Origin of the sequence: Arthrobacter sp. AZCC_0090 (genome assembly GCF_014207375.1) — a bacterium.
Lineage (GTDB): Bacteria > Actinomycetota > Actinomycetes > Actinomycetales > Micrococcaceae > Arthrobacter.
Genome location: NZ_JACHEE010000002.1, coordinates 1 through 19090, shown reverse-complemented (window position 1 = coordinate 19090; position 19090 = coordinate 1). Strand labels below are relative to the sequence as shown.

General features: G+C 64.6%; 16 protein-coding genes. 12 read left to right on the top strand and 4 right to left on the bottom strand.

Annotated features, from left to right (window positions below; genetic code table 11):
* Window positions 1-8: 8 nt before the first annotated feature.
* Both HNP00_RS02820 and HNP00_RS02815 read right to left on the bottom strand, forming a co-directional pair.
* Window positions 9-974: a quinone oxidoreductase gene (locus HNP00_RS02820; RefSeq protein ID WP_184735724.1), complete on the bottom strand. Its 966-nt coding sequence runs from the start codon at window positions 972-974 to the stop codon at window positions 9-11.
* A 136-nt stretch (window positions 975-1110) separates the two neighbouring features.
* A complete protein-coding gene (locus HNP00_RS02815; RefSeq protein ID WP_184735722.1) occupies window positions 1111-2199 on the bottom strand; it encodes an acyl-CoA desaturase in 1089 nt (362 codons plus the stop codon).
* A 174-nt stretch (window positions 2200-2373) separates the two neighbouring features.
* Between HNP00_RS02815 and argC the strand changes: the two genes are divergently transcribed.
* The 9 genes from argC to HNP00_RS02770 all read left to right on the top strand — a co-directional run bounded on the left by argC (window position 2374) and on the right by HNP00_RS02770 (window position 12011).
* Window positions 2374-3405, top strand: a complete 1032-nt coding sequence (gene argC / locus HNP00_RS02810) for an N-acetyl-gamma-glutamyl-phosphate reductase (protein WP_184735720.1) — start codon at window positions 2374-2376, stop codon at window positions 3403-3405.
* Window positions 3402-4568: a bifunctional glutamate N-acetyltransferase/amino-acid acetyltransferase ArgJ gene (argJ, locus tag HNP00_RS02805; RefSeq protein ID WP_184735717.1), complete on the top strand. Its 1167-nt coding sequence runs from the start codon at window positions 3402-3404 to the stop codon at window positions 4566-4568. The genes argC and argJ overlap by 4 nt, the downstream gene beginning before the upstream one ends.
* Before the next feature lie 12 nt (window positions 4569-4580).
* Window positions 4581-5540, top strand: coding sequence for an acetylglutamate kinase (argB, locus tag HNP00_RS02800; RefSeq protein ID WP_184735715.1), 960 nt, complete (start codon window positions 4581-4583; stop codon window positions 5538-5540).
* Complete coding sequence (locus HNP00_RS02795) at window positions 5537-6844, top strand: acetylornithine transaminase (RefSeq protein WP_184735713.1); 1308 nt, start codon at window positions 5537-5539, stop codon at window positions 6842-6844. The genes argB and HNP00_RS02795 overlap by 4 nt, the downstream gene beginning before the upstream one ends.
* Window positions 6841-7851: an ornithine carbamoyltransferase gene (gene argF / locus HNP00_RS02790; RefSeq protein WP_184735711.1), complete on the top strand. Its 1011-nt coding sequence runs from the start codon at window positions 6841-6843 to the stop codon at window positions 7849-7851. The genes HNP00_RS02795 and argF overlap by 4 nt, the downstream gene beginning before the upstream one ends.
* Window positions 7851-8387, top strand: coding sequence for an arginine repressor (locus tag HNP00_RS02785; protein ID WP_184735709.1), 537 nt, complete (start codon window positions 7851-7853; stop codon window positions 8385-8387). The genes argF and HNP00_RS02785 overlap by 1 nt, the downstream gene beginning before the upstream one ends.
* A 119-nt stretch (window positions 8388-8506) precedes the next feature.
* Entirely contained in the window at window positions 8507-9712 is a 1206-nt protein-coding gene (locus tag HNP00_RS02780; RefSeq protein ID WP_184735707.1) for an argininosuccinate synthase, read from the top strand.
* The gene (argH, locus tag HNP00_RS02775) at window positions 9709-11124 is read left to right on the top strand and encodes an argininosuccinate lyase (RefSeq protein ID WP_184735705.1); all 1416 of its coding nucleotides are present in this window, start codon (window positions 9709-9711) and stop codon (window positions 11122-11124) included. Before HNP00_RS02780 ends, argH begins: the two co-directional genes overlap by 4 nt.
* A gap of 149 nt (window positions 11125-11273) precedes the next feature.
* Window positions 11274-12011 (top strand): maleylpyruvate isomerase family mycothiol-dependent enzyme, encoded by a 738-nt coding sequence (locus HNP00_RS02770; RefSeq protein ID WP_184735703.1) that lies wholly within the window; start codon window positions 11274-11276, stop codon window positions 12009-12011.
* Here the strand turns inward: HNP00_RS02770 and HNP00_RS02765 are convergent.
* Window positions 11917-13473 carry an AlkA N-terminal domain-containing protein gene (locus HNP00_RS02765; RefSeq protein ID WP_184735701.1) on the bottom strand — a complete coding sequence of 519 codons (1557 nt, stop codon included), beginning with the start codon at window positions 13471-13473 and terminating at the stop codon, window positions 11917-11919. The genes HNP00_RS02770 and HNP00_RS02765 overlap by 95 nt on opposite strands.
* A gap of 95 nt (window positions 13474-13568) precedes the next feature.
* Here HNP00_RS02765 and HNP00_RS02760 point away from each other — a divergent pair, with 95 nt between their 5' ends.
* Window positions 13569-14219, top strand: coding sequence for a DNA-3-methyladenine glycosylase (locus HNP00_RS02760; protein ID WP_184735699.1), 651 nt, complete (start codon window positions 13569-13571; stop codon window positions 14217-14219).
* A gap of 31 nt (window positions 14220-14250) precedes the next feature.
* Here HNP00_RS02760 and HNP00_RS02755 read toward each other — a convergent pair whose 3' ends face one another.
* On the bottom strand, window positions 14251-14886 hold the full coding sequence (locus tag HNP00_RS02755) for a GNAT family N-acetyltransferase (protein ID WP_184735697.1): 636 nt from the start codon (window positions 14884-14886) through the stop codon (window positions 14251-14253).
* 158 nt (window positions 14887-15044) lie between these two features.
* On the opposite strand from HNP00_RS02755, the gene HNP00_RS02750 reads away from it, so the two are divergent.
* Together HNP00_RS02750 and tyrS are read left to right on the top strand one after the other, a co-directional pair.
* Complete coding sequence (locus HNP00_RS02750) at window positions 15045-17273, top strand: AAA family ATPase (protein WP_184735695.1); 2229 nt, start codon at window positions 15045-15047, stop codon at window positions 17271-17273.
* A 44-nt stretch (window positions 17274-17317) separates the two neighbouring features.
* Window positions 17318-18628 carry a tyrosine--tRNA ligase gene (tyrS, locus tag HNP00_RS02745; protein WP_184735692.1) on the top strand — a complete coding sequence of 437 codons (1311 nt, stop codon included), beginning with the start codon at window positions 17318-17320 and terminating at the stop codon, window positions 18626-18628.
* Window positions 18629-19090: the final 462 nt, after the last annotated feature.

Sequence of the window (19090 nt, the reverse complement as noted above, 5' to 3'; positions counted from 1 at the left end):
TGTCGCAATCATGGAACCAGGAGCAACTTGCCTGTGGTCTTGCGGGCTTCCAAGTCACGATGGGCCTGGGCTGCTTGAACGAGGGGGTAAGTCCCGCCAATCCTGACTTTGAGCGCTCCGCTCGCGGCGGCGCCGAAGATTTCGGCCGAACGCCAGCGCCGCTCCTGCGGGTTCTGCAGGAAATGGCTGATTGTGGGACGTGTCAGGGATAGTGATCCGCCCGCGTTCAGCCGCTGGGGATCAAAGGGAGGCACGGGTCCGGAGGCTGCCCCGAACAGGACCAGTGAGCCGCGGATACGCAGGCTCGCAAGGGAATCGTCGAAAGTATCCTTGCCAACGCCGTCGTACACGACATTGACTCCTTCGCCGCCCGTCAGCTCGCGGACTTTGGCGGCGAATCCTGCATAGCGCAGGACCACGTCTGCGCCCGCCTCCCGGGCCAGGACTTCCTTCTCATCCGAGGAGACGGTGGTGATGACGCGCGCGCCGCGTGCCTTGAGCAATTGCGTCAGGATGAGTCCCACACCGCCAGCACCGGCGTGGGTCAAGACCGTGTGGCCAGGTTCCACCCGGAAGGAGGAATTGATCAGGTAATGCGCTGTCATGCCTTGCAGCGGAAGGGCTGCGGCCGTGTGGTCGTCGACGCCGTCAGGCACGGGAAGCGCTTTGTCGGCGTCTACCAGAGTGTACCCGGCGTAGCTGCGGGAACCTTCTGCGGTAGCCACCCGGTCTCCGACAGCGAAGTCATCGACGTCCGCACCGATAGCCTCCACGGTGCCGGCCGATTCGGAGCCGGGGGTGAAAGGGTATTCAACCTTGTAGATGCCACTGCGCTGATAGGTGTCGATGAAGTTCACTCCGGCGGCTGCAACCCTGACGAGCAGCTGGCGCGGGCCTGGGGTTGGAACCTCTGCCTCGGTGAGTTCGAGGACTTCCGGTCCTCCGGCGTGCCGGGCAATGATCGCGTGCGTCATGAGTCTCCTTCTCCGTCGGGGCACTTTCGTGCCCGCATTCACACAACCATCCTAGGGAGCGGAATCCGTCGGGTGTCCAGTCGGGGCCCGCCCGGTGATTTGCCCGTAACGTGCGCAGTTGACCTTCTGGGAGTGTTCAGCCTCGTCCGTGAGCGGAAGCCACGGGGCAGTCAAAGCCGCGGCCGGCAGCGAGTCCTACCTCGTTGAGGTAACGCACGACGATTGCGTAGGACTGCATCAATGTGGTTTCGGTGTAGGGAATGGAGTGCTTTTCGCAGTAGTCCCGAACGATCTCCGAGGCGCGGCGCAGGTGGGGGCGTGCCATGTCCGGGAACAAGTGGTGTTCGGCTTGGTGGTTGAGGCCGCCGAGGAGGATGTTCATGAAGGGTCCGCCGGAGATGTTCCTGGCAGTCAGAATCTGGCGACGCAGGAAATCGACGCGTGAATCGGCTGGCAGGACCGGCATGCCCTTGTGGTTCGGGGCGAAGGAAGCACCCATGTAAAAGCCGAACACCATGATCTGGACGCCAAGGAAAGCGAAAGCCAGGCCAATCGGCAGGAAAGTGAAGGCGAGGACCGGCAGCGCGAGGAGCCGTGCCAGGAGAATGGGGGTCTCCACCCAGCGGTGCTTAATCGCCCCTGGACGGAGGATGTACATCAAGGATTCGAATTGCAGACTGATGCCCAGCAGCATCAGGAGGGGGAAGAAGAACCAGCCTTGCCTGCGGGTGAGGAACGCGAAACGTCCCTTCCTGCCTGCAGCGGCTTCAACGTGGAAAGCCAAGGCTCCGGTCTTGATGTCGGGGTCCTTGGAAATCACGTTCGGGTTGTTGTGGTGCGCGCCGTGTTTCTGTTCCCACCAGGAGTAACTGATGCCGGCAACCGAGGTAGCCAGGATGCGGGCAGACCAGTCATTTGCCCTCCGCGAGGCAAAAATCTGGCGATGGCCGGCCTCGTGTGCAAGGAAGCTCAGCTGGGTGCAGAGGATGCCAAGGGCGGCGGCGATGAGGAGCTGGTACCAGCTATGGCCGATGAGCGCAAAGCCAAACCAAGTGCCTGTCAGCAAGAGGACCAATGCCGCGAAAACGCTGATATAGAAGCCGACGCGGCGCTTCAAGAGCCCTTCCGCGCGGACTGTCTTGAGGAGTTCGGAATAGCTGAGCACGACCGTGTTGGGTGGCCGGACGCTCTTAAGGGGACGTTCCGTGGTGGAGGTCGGTGACATATGCAGTTGCCCCGTAACAATAACGGGCAACGCTGCAACCGACGATCGGCTGCACGGTCTAGATCACCCTCTATTCAGCATACGCCCCCTCTGCACGCTCCTAGACGATCGGCTGGCAAAGAGGACATGCATAAATATCGGCAATTGTGAATAGTTTTGCTGTATAGTCTTGCCATGACTATTTCTGTTGCCGTCTCCGGTGCCAGCGGCTACGCCGGGGGAGAGGTGCTGCGCCTCTTGGCGGGCCATCCGGACGTCACCATCGGTGCGATCACCGCACACAGCAATGCCGGTTCCAGACTAGGGGAGTTGCAGCCGCATCTCCATGGTTTGGCCAGCCGGATTCTCGAAGACACCAGCGTGGAAAACCTCGCGGGCCACGACGTCGTGTTCCTGGCGCTCCCGCATGGAGCCTCGGCTGAGATCGCTGCACAGTTGCCGGAGGGCACTCTGGTGATCGACGCAGGCGCGGATCACCGTCTCGAAGACCCCGCGGCGTGGGAAAAGTTCTACGGCTCCGCCCATGCCGGGACCTGGCCCTACGGGCTGCCGGAACTTCCCGGCCAGCGCGACGCGCTCAAGGGCGCGAAGCGGATTGCGGTGCCCGGTTGCTACCCGACGTCGGCTCTCCTCGCCCTCACGCCGGGCTTCGCCAATAAGCTTCTCCAGCCGGACGACGTCGTGATTGTCTCGGCCTCAGGCACCTCGGGCGCCGGCAAAGCGGCCAAGGTCAACCTCATCGGCTCCGAGGTCATGGGCTCCATGAGCCCCTACGGCGTTGGCGGCGGCCACCGCCACACGCCCGAGATCGAGCAAGGCCTCTCCAACGCCGCCGGTGAACAGGTCACAGTGTCCTTCACCCCTACCCTCGCGCCCATGAGCCGCGGCATCCTGAGCACGGCAACGGCCAAGGCCAAGCCAGGCGTCACCGCTGCCGAACTCCGTAGCGCCTGGGCCGAAGTGTACGACGACGAACCGTTCGCCCACCTGCTGCCCGAAGGCCAATGGCCCACCACCAAGTCGGTGCAGGGTTCCAACCACGCCGTCATGCAATTGGCATTTGATGAACATTCCGGCCGCGTCATTGTCACGTGCGCCATCGATAATCTGACCAAGGGGACAGCCGGCGGCGCCGTGCAGTCCATGAATATCGCCCTCGGCCTGGACGAATCCGCCGGCCTCAACGTCCAAGGAGTTGCTCCGTGACCATCACTGCCCCCCAAGGATTCCGGGCCGCCGGCGTCAAAGCCGGTATCAAGGCATCGGGTAATCCCGACCTCGCCTTGGTTGTCAACGATGGCCCGCTCAAAGCGGCAGCAGCCGTTTTCACGTCCAACCGCGTGGCCGCGGCTCCCGTGCACTGGTCGCGCCAAGTTGTCTCCGACGGGCGCGTGGATGCAGTCGTGCTGAATTCCGGCGGGGCCAACGCCTGCACCGGGCCCCAGGGATTCCAAAATACGCACGCAACTGCCGAGAAAGTGGCGGCTGTCCTCGGGATCTCCGCCTCCGACGTCGTGGTCTGCTCTACCGGGCTCATCGGTGAGCAACTGCCTATGGATAAGATCATTCCGGGCATCGACGCGGCTTTCGCGGAGCTTTCCGAAGACGGCGGCCTCGCAGCCGCTACGGCGATCATGACCACGGATAGCGTTGCGAAGGAAGCAGTCTTCAGCGGCACCGATGCCGAAGGCAACACCTTCACGGTCGGGGGCATCGCGAAGGGCGCCGGCATGCTGGCACCCGGCCTCGCCACCATGCTGGTGGTGCTCACCACGGATGCCCAGGTCCCGGCCGAAGAGCTCGACGTCGTCCTCCGCGACGCTACCCGCGTCACCTTTGACCGGGCGGACTCGGACGGTTGCATGTCCACCAACGACACGGTCGTCCTGCTGGCCTCCGGTGCGTCCGAGGCCATCCCATCCGCCGAACAGCTGGGTGCCGGAATCACCCAGGTGTGCGCCGAACTTGCCCGCAAGCTGATCGGCGACGCCGAAGGCGCCAGCCACGACATCGCCATCCGGACGTTCAACGCGGCGAGCGAGCGCGACGCAGAAATCGTCAGCCGTTCCGTGGCCCGCTCCAACCTCTTCAAGACCGCGATCTTCGGCAAGGATCCCAATTGGGGCCGTGTCCTGTCCTCGGTGGGCACCACGGATGCCGTCTTCGAACCGGACCAGCTCAACGTTTCCATGAACGGCATCCAGATCTGCCGCAACGGCAGTATCGGCGACGACCGCAACCTTGTGGACCTTGAACCCCGCGAGGTGCTTGTGGAGATCGACTTGCAGGCCGGCGACGCAGAGGCCACCATCTGGACCAACGACCTCACGCACGAGTACGTGCATGAGAACAGCGCCTACTCGAGCTAGACGGGGATGACCATGACTGCGCACACCCGCGAAAATACGTCGATCGGCGCCGATTCGGCAAAAACAGCCCAGGACAAGGCTGCGACCCTGATCGAAGCATTGCCCTGGATCCAGCGTTTCGCTGGCACCACCATGGTGATCAAGTACGGCGGGAACGCCATGGTCAACGAGGAACTCCGCCGGGCCTTCGCCGAGGACGTCGTGTTCCTGCACCACGTGGGCATCCACCCGGTGGTGGTGCATGGAGGCGGCCCGCAGATCAACTCGATGCTCAGCAGGCTCGGCATCGAATCCGAATTCAAGGGAGGCTTGCGCGTCACCACCCCGGAGGCCATGGACGTGGTCCGCATGGTGCTCACCGGACAGGTGGGGCGCGAACTCGTGGGCCTCATCAACTCCCACGGGCCTTATGCCGTGGGCATGTCCGGTGAAGACGGCGGCCTCCTCCGCGCGGTGCGCACCGGCACTGTGGTGGATGGCGAGGAGGTGGACCTCGGCCTCGTTGGCGAAGTGGTAGGTGTTGATCCCACGGGTATCGAGGACATCCTCGACGCCGGCCGGATCCCGGTGATTTCCACGGTCGCCCCCGAGATCCTTGACGAAGGGGACGGTACGGGCTCCACTACGGGGCAGGTCCTCAACGTCAACGCGGACACCGCTGCAGCGGCGGTCGCCTCAGCGCTGGGGGCATCCAAACTCGTCATCCTGACCGACGTCGAAGGCCTCTACGCCAACTGGCCGGACAAATCCTCGCTCATCTCCTCGCTGACGGCCACGGAGTTGCGGGAGATGTTGCCGCGCCTCGAGTCCGGCATGATCCCGAAAATGGCCGCTTGTTTGAAGGCCATTGACGAAGGAGTGGAGCGGGCGCACATCGTGGACGGCCGCCTGCCGCACTCCATGCTCCTGGAAACCTTTACGACCGCAGGCATCGGAACCCAAGTAGTCCCCGACGAGGAAGTGAACTCATGAGTCACACCGAACTAAGCCATCCCGCCGAAACCACGCTCGTTTCCCAGAGCACGGGAAGTGACTGGCTGGCCCGCTACTCCTCTTCACTCATGGGGGTCTTCGGCACCCCGCAGCGGGTCTTGGTCCGCGGTGCAGGGGCGCTGGTATGGGACGCCGACGGCAAGGAATACCTGGACCTCCTGGGTGGCATTGCCGTCAACGCCCTGGGCCACGCCCACCCGTTCGTCACCTCGGTGATCGCCAGCCAGCTCGCCACCCTGGGCCATGTCTCGAATTTCTTCACGAGCCCCACGCAGATCGCGCTCGCCGAGAAACTGCTGGCCATCACCAAGGCTCCTGCCGGATCCAAGGTGTTCTTCGCCAACTCCGGCACGGAAGCCAACGAGGCCGCTTTCAAGCTGGCGCGGCGCAACAGTGAAGGGCCCGGTGCAAAGTCAGCCAAGCGCACCAAGATCATCGCCCTTGAAGGTGCCTTCCACGGCCGGACCATGGGTGCGCTCGCCTTGACCGCCAAGGAAGCGTACCGGGCGCCGTTCGAGCCGTTGCCCGGCGGAGTCGTCCACATCCCGTTCGGTGACATCGAGGCCCTCCGTGCGGCGATCGACGAAACCACGGCCGCAGTGTTCCTTGAGCCCATCCAAGGCGAAGCCGGCGTCCGCCCGCTCAGTGTCGAGTACTTGCGGGCGGCCCGCGAAGCCACCACCGCTGCCGGCGCGCTGCTGATCCTGGACGAGGTCCAGACCGGCATCGGCCGGACCGGCAAATGGTTGGCCAGCGAAGACGCCGGAATCGTCCCCGACGCCGTGACCCTCGCGAAGGGCCTGGGCGGCGGCTTCCCGGTCGGCGCGCTCGTCACTTTCGGCGAGCCGACGTCGTCGCTCCTGACCGCGGGTCAGCACGGCACCACATTCGGCGGGAATCCGGTGGCCACGGCCGCCGCCCTCGCCACCTTGCATGCCATCGAAAGCCAGGGCGTGCTGGCGAACGTGCTCGCCGTCGGCGCCCGGCTGCGGGCCGGACTGTCCGACGTCGGCGGCGTCACGGAAGTCCGTGGCGAAGGCCTCCTGGTCGGTTTCGACGTTGACGCCGACATCGCGCCCGCCATGGTGACCGCCGCGCTCGACGCAGGCTTCATCATCAACAGTCCCGGCCCGCGCACCATCCGGCTGGCTCCGCCGCTCATCCTCACAATCGAGCAAGCCGAGAGTTTCCTCGATGCGCTGCCCGGCATCATCAAAGCGGCGGCAGCCCTGACCGCTGCATCCCAGACCGCTGCATCCCTGACCGCTAAGGACGCACAGTGAACACCTCCACACGTCACTTCCTCAAGGACACGGATCTCACCCCTGCCGAGCAAGCCGAAGTGCTTGACCTCGCAGTCCGGATGAAGGCCGCCCCGTACAGCGTCCAACCATTCGCAGCGGACGGCAACGGGCGCAAGACCGTCGCCGTCATCTTCGACAAGACCTCCACGCGTACCCGGGTGTCCTTCGCAACCGGAATAGCCGACATGGGCGGCAACGCGCTCATCATCAATCCCGGCGAGGCGCAGATCGGCCACAAGGAATCCGTGGAAGACACTGCGAAGGTCCTCGAACGCATGGTCTCCACTATCGTGTGGCGCACCTCGGCGCACTCCGGCCTCGTAGCCATGGCTGAAAACTCCAAGGTTCCCGTCATCAATGCCTTGTGCGATGACTACCACCCCTGTCAGCTCCTGGCCGACCTGCTGGCGGTCAAGGAACACAAAGGCGAACTCAAGGGTCTGACCATCGCCTACTTGGGCGACGCCGCGAACAACATGGCCAACTCATACCTCCTGGCCGGCGTCACGGCGGGCATGCACGTCAGGATCTCAGGCCCGGAAGGCTACTTGCCGGCTGCCGACATCGTTGCCGCAGCGGAGGAGCGCGCCGCAGAGACCGGCGGTTCCGTGCTCATCACGACTGACGCGGCCGAGGCACTCAAAGGCGCCGACGTCGTCGCCACCGACACATGGGTGTCCATGGGCCAGGAGGCCGAAAAGGAAGCCCGGATGCAGCTCTTCCGCGAGTACTCCGTGGACGAGGCCGCGATGGCGCAGGCGGCGCCCGACGCCGTCGTGCTCCACTGCCTGCCCGCCTACCGCGGCTACGAAATCTCCGCAGGCGTTATCGATGGGCCGCAGTCCATCGTCTGGGATGAGGCCGAGAACCGCCTGCATGCCCAGAAGGCACTCATGGCCTGGCTCATGCACCAGTCCGGGCTGGCCCTTGTGGAAGGCCTCGCACCATTGGTGGCGTCCGCGGTGCCCGCGGAGGGCAGCAACTAGTGTCCACCCATCCGGCGTCGCAAGGCGCCAGCCCCGCCACCAAGACGGCCCGGCAGGCGCGGATCACCGCGATCCTGACGGGACAGTCCGTGCGCTCGCAAGCGGAGCTCGCGGCCTTGCTGGCGGACGACGGCGTCCAGGTCACCCAGGCGACCCTCTCCCGGGACCTGGTGGAACTGGGGGCTGTGCGCGTGCGCGGCAAGGAAGGCGCACTGGTCTACGCGGTGCCCGGCGAAGGCGGTGAGCGCAATGCCAAAAGCGGCATCACCCAGGAAATCCTTGATGCCCGCCTGTCGCGGCTTTGCGGTGAGCTGCTGGTCACCGCGGAGGCTTCGGGCAATATCGTGGTGCTGCGGACGCCGCCGGGCGCCGCCAACTTCCTCGCCCTGGCCATCGACCACTCGGTGATGCCGTCTGTATTGGGTACGATCGCAGGCGATGACACCTTGCTTTTGGTTGCCAGGGATCCCGATGGCGGCGCCGAACTGGCGGCTCGATTCCTCCAACTGGCCCAGGAAGCCGGACCAAGCAACTAAGCGATTCGGGCAACTGATCCAGCCCGGCAACTGAACCATTCCGGCACTGTTATACCCGGGCCTTCGGCCCGACCCAAGCATTGACCCAAAGAACCAAGCAACAACAAAGGAGCACTCTCGTGACTGAGCGCATTGTTCTGGCCTACTCCGGTGGCCTTGATACTTCCGTAGCCATCGGCTGGATCGGTGAAGCCACCGGCGCCGAGGTCATCGCCGTGGCGGTCGACGTCGGACAGGGCGGCGAGTCGCTGGAGACCATCCGCCAGCGCGCCCTCGGCTGCGGCGCCGTCGAGGCCTACGTGGCCGACGCCCGCGACGAATTCGCCAATGAATACGCCATGCCCACGCTGAAGGCCAACGCCCTCTACCAGGGCCACTACCCGCTGGTTTCGGCGATCTCCCGTCCGGTGATCGTCAAGCACCTCGTCAAGGCCGCCCGCGAATTCGGCGCCACCACAGTTGCGCACGGCTGCACGGGCAAGGGCAACGACCAGGTCCGCTTCGAGGTCGGCATCCAGACCCTAGGCCCGGACCTGAAGTGCGTCGCACCTGTCCGCGACCTCGCCCTGACCCGCGACAAGGCCATTGCCTTCGCCGAGGAAAAGGGACTCCCGATCGAAACCACCAAGAAGAACCCGTATTCGATCGACCAGAACGTCTGGGGACGCGCCGTCGAGACCGGTTACCTCGAGGACATCTGGAACGCTCCCACCAAGGACATCTACGACTACACGGCCACCCCGGAATTCCCGCCGGCACCGGACGAGGTCACCATCACCTTCGAAGCCGGCGTACCGGTGGCGATCGACGGCGTCAAGCGCACCCCGCTGCAGGTCATCCAGGAGCTGAACCGCCGCGCCGGAGCCCAGGGCGTTGGCCGCATCGATGTCGTCGAGGACCGCCTTGTCGGCATCAAGTCCCGCGAAATCTACGAAGCTCCGGGTGCAATGGCCCTCATTACGGCGCACAAGCACCTTGAAGATGTGACCATCGAGCGTGAGCAGGCCCGCTTCAAGGCTACCGTCGGCCAGCGTTGGTCCGAGCTGGTCTACGACGGCCAGTGGTTCTCCCCGCTCAAGCGCTCGCTGGACGCCTTCATCGAGGACACCCAGAAGTACGTCTCGGGCGAGATCCGTATGGTCCTGCACGGTGGCCAGGCCATCGTCAACGGCCGCCGCTCCGACACCTCGCTCTACGACTTCGACCTCGCCACGTACGACACCGGCGACACCTTCGACCAATCGCAGGCCAAGGGCTTCATCGAGCTGTGGGGCATGTCCTCCAAGGTCGCCGCAGGCCGCGACCTGCGGGTTGCGGGCAAATGACGTCGGCAACAAATGAAGGCGCACTGTGGGGTGGCCGGTTCGCCGGCGGCCCTGCAGATGCGCTTGCCGCACTGAGCAAGTCCACGCATTTTGACTGGCGGCTGGCCCGCTACGACATCGCCGGCTCCAAGGCGCATGCCCGCGTGCTGCACAAGGCGGGGCTGCTCGACGACGGCGAACTCGAAGGCATGCTCGCGGCGCTCACCCAGTTGGATGACGACGTCGCGAGCGGCGCCTACCAGCCTGCCGAGAGCGATGAGGACGTCCACGGTTCCCTCGAACGCGGACTCATTGAGCGGGCTGGAACCCATCTGGGCGGCAAGCTCCGGGCAGGGCGTTCGCGCAACGACCAGGTGGCCACGTTGGGCCGGATGTTCCTGCGCGACCACGCCCGCATCATCGCCCGCGGCGTGCTCGCCACGATCGACGCCCTTGTGGAGCAGGCCAAAGCCCACCAGGGCGTTGCCATGCCCGGCCGGACCCATCTGCAGCATGCCCAGCCGGTCCTGTTGAGCCACCACCTGCTGGCCCACGCTTGGGCACTGTTGCGCGATGTGCAGCGGTTCCAGGATTGGGACAAGCGTGCCGGCATCTCGCCGTACGGTTCCGGTGCCTTGGCGGGTTCCTCGCTCGGCCTGGATCCTGAGGCCGTCGCCGCGGACCTCGGCTTCTTCTCGGCGGTTCACAACTCGATCGACGGCACCGCTTCGCGCGATGTCTTCGCCGAGTTCGCGTGGATCTGCTCGATGATCGGCGTGGACTTGTCGCGGGTTTCCGAGGAAGTCATCCTGTGGGCCACCAAGGAGTTCTCCTTTGTGACGCTCCATGATTCATACTCCACGGGGTCTTCGATCATGCCGCAGAAGAAGAACCCGGATGTCGCCGAGCTCGCCCGCGGCAAGGCAGGGCGCCTCATCGGCAACCTGGCCGGCCTGTTGGCGACGCTCAAGGGGCTGCCGCTCGCGTACAACCGCGATCTGCAGGAGGACAAGGAGCCGGTCTTCGACGCCGCAGATACCTTGGAAGTGCTGCTCCCGGCGGTCTCCGGCATGATCGCCACGCTCACCTTCAACACCGAGCGCATGGCTTCCTTGGCACCGCAGGGCTTCGCGCTTGCGACGGACATCGCCGAATGGCTTGTCCGCCAGGGCGTGCCGTTCCGGGAGGCCCACGAGCTCTCCGGTGCCGCGGTGAAGCTCGCTGAAGGACGAAGCGTCGAACTATGGGACCTGACCGACGAGGAGTACGCGAGCATTTCGCAGCACCTGACCCCCGAGGTCCGCTCCGTGCTCAGCACCGAAGGTTCGCTCAACAGCCGCAACTCGCAGGGCGGCACGGCTCCGGCCGCCGTCGAGCGCCAGCTGACGGCGCTTGAGGCTGAACTCGGCCTGGTACGCGGGTACGCGGGCTAGCGTCCAAGACGCTCCCTCAGCTTTGGCCCCGTTTCGGCCGACGCTCCTTCAGAAAGTGCTGGAGTGTCGGTGGTTTCACGCCAAAGCCGAGGGGGCATTGTCCGTTTTGTCCGTTAAGAGTCGTTAACTCTGTCGGATACTATGGCGCTATGACCGAGATCACTACCTCAGCGCTTCTTGCCGAGCTCCACAAAGCAGCCGGCACTGTCACCGAAGTCGTCTCCAAGCTCGACGACGCTGATGTCAAAGCTCCCTCCCAACTGCCCGGGTGGACCCGCGGCCACGTGCTGGCGCACATTGCCGGCATCTCCAACGCCATGGCGCGCCAACTGGAATACGCCGCCCGGGGCGAGACCATCGACATCTACGACGGCGGCTACGAGGGCCGCACGAAGGCCATTGAGCTGGCGGCCAGCCACAGCCTCGCCGAACACCGAGACGAGACAGAAGCCGCCCTCGCCCGGGCCTTGAGGGCCTTCGACGGTCTCGTGGAGTCCGGTTGGAACACCCGGATTAGCTTCCGGAATGGAACAGTGCTCGACGGCGGTCTGGCGCTCTGGCGCGAACTGGTTATCCACGTCACGGACCTGGGAACGGGCCGCGGCCCGGAGACCTGGAGCAGGCAGTTCTGCGAGCACCTCTTCGATTTCCTCTCCGCGCGAGTTCCGGCAGACCACAAGTTCGTGCTTCAGCCCTTGGGCTTGCCGCAGCTCGTCATCGGCTCGGGCCGGCAGTCGGTCGCCATCAACGGCATGATCACGGATATCGCGGCCTGGCTCGCCGGCCGGACGCCTACCCTGGGGAGCTTGCGGGCTTCTGCCGACGCGGACGGTGTTGACTTGCCGGAGCTGCTGCCCTGGCCGTCGAGCACTCAAGTGGTGAAGTAGCGCTCCTGCGTTTGCTTGCCGCTGCCCGCCAGAGGTGCATTGTGGCATAGGAACGCCACGGGCTCACATTGTGGAAGTCGGCGGGCAATCCCTCCGCGGCCTCGAGATTCTTGAGTCCGTTCCGGACCGCTGCATCGTTGGCCAGGAAAACATCCGGATCGCCGATGACCCGCATCGCAACATAGCCAACCGTCCAGGGCCCGACGCCCGGCAGCGGCAGCAGTTTGTCGGCCAGTGTTTGGGGGTCGTCGCCGTAGTCGAAGTCGAGTTCCCCGCTGGCGATGGCCCCCGCAGCGGCCAGCACGGAATCAATGCGGCGCTGCGGCCCCTTCAGCAATCCTGCGCCGGAGCCGGCGATTTCCTCCGCGGTGGGGAACAAACGGTCCAGGCCCAGTGCATGTCCGGCGTGCCCTTCCGGCAGGCGGGTTCCGGCGTCGGACAGATGGGTCAGCGCCGTGCGGGCGGCCGCCACCGTGATTTGCTGGCCGATCATCGCCCGGATCAGCAGCTCCTGGGGGTCCACGGCGCCCGGGACCCTGATCCCCGGGGTCCCGCGCACGGATAGGCCGAGCCGGGCATCGGCGGCCAGTGCCTCGTCCACGGCTATGGGATCGGCGTCGAGATCGAATAACCGGCGCACGCGGCTCAACAGGACCGGAAGATCGTGGAGATCCAGGGCGCTGACGGCGAGCGTCAGCGCACCGCCGCGCGCCCGGGCGTCGTACTCCACCGTGAACGCGGCATTGCCGCGCGGCAAGCGGAGGGTTCGCGCGTAGCTGTCCGCACCCGCCAGCTCGATTCCGGGAACCGCGCGGGCGGCGAGGAAATCGAAAATCCTAGTATCAAAAGGCTTGCGGTACGGAAGGTTGAGGGTCAAGGAGGTGGCCCCGCCCTGATGGCCAAAGGGCTTCGCGGTGGCCCGGAGCGCTGTAGGAGTCAGGGCGAAGACTTCGTTGATGGTGTCGTTGAACTGGCGGACACTGTTGAACCCGGCGGCGAACGCGACGTCCGCGAGCTTCATTGAGGTGGATACCAAGAGTGTCCTGGCTGTCTGGGCCCGGCTGGCCCGTGCCAGGGACAGCGGCCCGGCGCCGAGTTCATGGCTGAGGATCCTGTTGAGTTGGCGGGAAGAGTAGCCCAACCTGGTGGCGAGTCCTTCGACGCCCACCCGGGAGATTGCGCCATCGTTGATGAGCCGCATGGCCCGGCCGGCGACGTCCGAACGAAGGTTCCACGCCGGCGTGCCGGGAACGGCTTCAGGGAGGCACCGCTTGCACGCCCTGTACCCGGCCTCGTGCGCCGCGGCCGAGGTCTCGTAGAACGTCACGTTTTCGGCCTTGGGCGTCCGGGCCGGGCACGACGGCCGGCAGTAGATGCCCGTCGAGCGGACGGCGGTGAAGAACTGGCCGTCGAACCGGGGATCCCGCGCATCGATGGCACGGTAACGTTGCCAAAAGTCCATGACTTCATCCTCGCAGCCTCCGCATGCCGGTCCTAGCGGAAATCGGACATGGTCGCCGGAGGATTTCGCCAGCGGATTTTTGTTAGGGTCTGGGCATGACCACACAGGGTGCAGCTCCAGAAGCCATCCGCGCCATCCTTTCCGGGGATCCGCGGGATGTGGCACCCTTGCTCCTTGGCGCCGTGCTGAGCCACCGGTCACCTGAAGGAACCGTGTCCGTGCGGTTGAGCGAGGTTGAGGCCTATCTGGGGCCGCGGGACTCCGCCCAACCCGATCCCGGCTCGCACACGTTCGGCGGACCCACTGCCCGCAACGCACCGATGTTCGGTCCGGCAGGGCACCTTTACGTTTACTTCACCTACGGCATGCACTATTGCGCCAATATTGTTTGCGGTCCCGAGGGCGTCGCGTCCGCCTTGCTGCTGCGGGCAGGCGAGGTGGTGGCCGGGCAAGCCCTGGCACAATCCCGCCGTCCGGCGTCGAGATCGCTGACGGACCTTGCCAGCGGACCGGCCCGGCTTGCCTCAGCCCTGGGGCTGACCACGGCGGATAGCGGCCGCGATGCCCTGGCGCAGCCGTTCGGACTCGAACTTCCGGTGACACCGGCGGCGCAATCAGCAGTCGCGAGCGGCCTCCGGGTAGGAGTATCCGGCGACGGCGGTTCCGCCGACTACCCGTGGCGGTTCTGGCTCTCCGGGGACCCCACGGTGTCCCGTTACAAGCCGGGCCGGAGTCGCGCCGTCTAGAAGCCTTTGTAGAACCCCGGGGAGGAATCCTTCAAGCGGCGTGTTCGGTCCGGGTCGGCTCGGCGACATAGGCGCAGTGGTTGTCGGGCACTTCGAAGGGCGCCAAGCGGCCCAGCAACGACTCACGTACCTGGGGCCATTCGTCGCGCAGGATCGAGAAAACGGCGGTGTCGCAGCGGCTACCGTCGGGAGCGAAGCGGTGCCCGCGCAGTGTGCCCTCGTAGCTCGCGCCGAGCCGCTGAATGGCCGAGGCGCTGCGCGTATTGCGCGCATCGCAACGGAAGCCAACCCGGTGGACGTCCAACACGTCGAAGGAATAGGCCAGAAGCAGCTGTTTCGCGGCCGGATTGACGTGGCTGCCCCAAAACGGGCGCCCGTAGAAGGTCCCGCCGATCTCCAAGCGCTGCTGGCGGGGGCTGTACTCGCAGAGGGATGTGGTTCCGAGCAGCGCCCCCGTCCGCTGCTCGACGACGGCGAACGGTATGGTTGCCGGATCTTCGAGGCGGGCCGCGAAGAGTTCGGCCAGTTCCGCGGCGCTCAAAGGCTGCTCGGCGGCCATGCCGGACCACATCCCGGAGTCCACAAAATCGAAGAGCGGACCGGCATGCGCGGGGGAGAGCGGGACCAGGCTGATGCCGTGTCGGGCCAGGGCAACGTCGTGCTGCATTGCAGCATTGAAGCACCACCGGGTGCGGAGTGAAAAGCTCTGGAGGTTAGCGCCGGGTGAACATTGCGTGACGCACCGGCGTGCGGGCAGTTTCACGCACGTCAAGCAAAACCGCTGTAGAATGGACGGTCCGTCTTTTTCGATAGGGGAACGTTTCGATGCATGACGCTGATTTGCTCCACGAGCGGGAGTATGTGGCCGGTCTCTACTCGCGCCTGGATGAGTTGCGGGAGGAAAAGCGCCAGCAGCTGGCACAGGTCCGGCGCGCCGGAGCGGTGGGCACCATGCAGAACGTTTCCGAGCGTGACGCCTTCGCGGCTCTCTACGAGGACCGCCTCGCCCAGCTCGACGCCGTCGACGACCGTCTCGTGTTCGGACGCCTTGACCTGGACACCGGAGAGGCGCAGTACATCGGACGCATCGGTCTCTCCACGGCGGATCTTCAGCGGCTCATGGTCGACTGGCGCGCCCCCGAAGCCGGCCATTTCTACCAGGCCACCGCCTTCGATCGGCAAGGCGTCCGCCGTCGTCGTCACCTGATCCTGCAAGGTCGCGAGGTCAAGGCGATCGAAGACGATGTCCTGGATGCCAGCATGCTGGCGGACAACGCCTCGCTCCAAGGTGAGGGCGCACTCCTTGCAGCGCTGAATTCCAAGCGCACGGGCCGTATGTCGGACATCGTGGGCACCATCCAGTCCGAGCAGGATCGGATCATCCGTTCGTCCATCTCGGGAGCCTTGGTTGTCCAAGGCGGCCCCGGTACCGGCAAGACCGCCGTCGCGCTTCACCGTGCCGCCTACCTGCTGTACACCCACCGTGACCGCCTGAAGTCCGCGGGCGTCCTTCTCGTTGGCCCGTCGTCGTCGTTCATGCACTACATCGAACGGGTCTTGCCTTCGCTCGGTGAGACCGGCGTCGTCATGGCAAGCCTGGGCCGCCTCATGCCCGGGATCCATGCCGTGCCGGAACCAGATCCAGATGTCGCAGCGCTCAAGGGCAAGCTGAACATGGCGGATGTCATCGCCAATGCCGTGGCCAACCGGCAGCGGATACCCGCCGAGGACCGCATCCTCGAGGTTGACTCCCGGAAGCTCACCTTGTCCGTCCGGCAGGTGCGCCGTGCCCGCGACAGGGCGCGCGCCACGGGCAAGCCCCACAACGAAGCACGCGTGACGTTCGTGAAGATCCTGCTGCGCGAGCTCACAGAGCAGCTGACGGAGATCGTCGAGGAATCGAACATCGGCAACAACGCCGATCGTTCCTACCTCGCCGAAGACGTCCGCTCGGCGCGCGACGTCAGGATTGTCCTGAACCTGTGCTGGATGCCGCTGACGCCCGAGAAGCTCGTGTCCGAGCTCTTCAGCAAGCCTGCCATCCTGGAAGCCTGCACGCCGCACCTCACGCCGGCGCAGCGTGCCCTGCTGCTCCGTCCCGCGGATGCCCCGTGGACGGAAGCCGATGTTCCGCTCCTCGACGAGGCCGCTGAGCTCCTGGGCGAGCTGGATCCTGCCGCCGGCAGGGGCCTGGCACAGCAAGAGCACGACCGTGCCCGCGACATCGCCAATGCCAAGCAGACCCTTGTCAACATGGAGGCCATGGGCGTCGACGTGTTGATGACGGCCGAGGAACTGGCGGACCAGAACCAGGAACGCGAAACGCGATTGACCGCGGCAGAACGAGCCACGAGCGACCGTTCGTGGGCGTTCGGACACATCGTGGTGGACGAAGCCCAGGAACTCTCGCCCATGCAGTGGCGGCTTTTGGTCCGCCGCTGCCCGTTGAAGTCCTTCACGATCGTCGGCGACATCGCCCAGACGAGTTCCTCTGCCGGTGCGAATTCGTGGCAAAGTGCCCTCGCGCCGTCGTTCGGGGACCGCTGGCAGCTCGAAGAACTCACCGTCAATTACCGCACCCCCTCGCAGATCGCCGAAGCGGCGGTCCGCATGGCGAACCGCGCAGGGCTGGTTGTATCGGCTCCAAAGGCCGTCCGTGAAGGCAAATGGTCGCCCATCGTGGACCGCGTGGACAAAACCGGGATGGTGGACAGGCTCGTCGAAATCCTTCCGGAAGAACTGGAAGCGATCGACGGCGGCCTCCTCGCCGTGATTGCCGACGGCGCCCTCCTGCCTCAGGCCGCAGCCGCCCTTCGTGGGGTCTATGGCCACCGTGTGGGCACCGGAGCGGGCAGCTACTCCCAGGACATCGTGGTCATCAGCCCCAAGGAAGCCAAGGGACTGGAGTTCGATGGCGTGGTTGTTCTTGAGCCTGCTGCCATGCTGAACCACGAACACGGGAAGGTGGGCGATCTTTACGTCGCCATGACGCGTCCGACGCAGCGGCTGCGCCTCATTACCGCGGCACCGTTGCCTGCGGGTATCGAGCGCTGAGCCATGCAAGCAAGCCCCACGGCAACCCTGCTAACTTAGAACTCGTGTCACACGTAAACAACCTCGAGTCCCAGCACAACGACCCGGGCTTTGCCAATATCTGGCAAGAGCTCAAATGGCGCGGCCTTATCCACGTTTCCACTGATGAAACGGAATTGGAAAAGCTGCTCGGCGGGGACCCGATCACGTATTACTGTGGCTTCGATCCCACGGCTCCATCCCTGCACCTTGGCAACCTTGTCCAGCTCCTGCTCATGCGCCGCCTGCAGTTGGCCGGCCACAAGCCGCTCGGCCTGGTGGGCGGGTCGACCGGCCTGATCGGCGATCCGCGCCCGACGGCGGAACGCACCTTGAACACCAAGGACACCGTTTCGGAGTGGGTTGGGTACCTTCAGGCCCAGGTCCGCCGCTTCCTCAGCTTCGAGGGAGACAATGCGGCACGCATGGTGAACAACCTTGACTGGACCGCGCCCTTGAGTGCCATCGATTTCCTGCGCGAAATCGGCAAGCACTTCCGCGTGGGCACCATGCTCCGTAAGGATGCTGTTGCCTCCCGACTCAGCTCCGATGAGGGCATCAGCTACACCGAGTTCAGCTACCAGATCCTGCAGGGCATGGATTACCTCCAGCTCAACCGCGACTACGATTGCGTGCTGCAGACCGGCGGCTCGGACCAGTGGGGCAACCTCACGAGTGGCACGGAGCTGATCCGTAAGGTCGATGGGAAGACTGTCCACGCCTTGGGCACGCCCCTCATTACCAATTCGGACGGTACCAAGTTCGGTAAGAGCGAGGGCAACGCCATTTGGCTGGACGCTCACATGTGCAGCCCGTACGCCTTCTACCAGTTCTGGCTCAACACTGCAGACGCCGACGTCGTTGACCGCCTCAAGGTCTTTACTTTCCTGAGCCGAGCGGAGATTGAGGAACTCGGGGCAGCCGTTGCCGAGCGTCCGTTCGCTCGCGAGGGCCAGCGGAGGCTCGCCTACGAAGTCACGTCGCTGGTGCATGGGGTGGACGCGACGGAGAAAGTGATTGCTGCTTCGGCCGCGCTGTTCGGCAATGGCGATCTTTCTGTTCTGGACGAAGTGACCTTGGCGTCGGCGACGGCGGAGCTGCCGTCTGCCTCGATCGGCGCGGATGGCCTGGGCATCGTCGACCTCTTGGTTGCTTCCGGGTTGTCGGAGAGCAAGTCCGCTGCTCGGCGCACGGTGGGGGAGGGCGGCGCTTACGTGAACAACAGTAAGGTGACCGACCCCGATGCCGTGATCGACCAGGCGGAACTGCTTCACGGACGGTACCTGTTGTTGCGACGGGGGAAGAAGAATCTGGCGACCGTCGAGGTGACCGTCTGACGGTTCCTTGACTCCAGGGCGCGGCGGGTTTGTTCCGCTGCGTGGGTACGCCAAGACTGACTATTGCACGCTCCCCCGGGGCCGACTTGCGCGGCTCCGGGGGAGCGTGTATCGTTTTCTGAGTTGCTGCCGCTGATGCGGACAAATTGCGACAAAATCCCATTGAATTGTGAATGATCCGGCTTGGACGAAAGTCTGGAAATCGGACGATTTATCGACTCTTTGGGGAAATTTGATTCACTTGGGTGAATTTCGGGAGAAATCCTGGATTTGCAAAGTTGAAATGAATGAAATAATGTAGAAACATCGCAGCGAAGAAATGCGGAATGTAGAATTCGATTGAATTTATTCCGGCAAGTATTCGGATTGTGTCTGTTGTTTGAGAACTCAATAGTGTGCCAAGTTTGTTGATACCGATTTGTTTTTATGAATTGGTTGTTTTGGCTGGTCCTGTGTCACCTC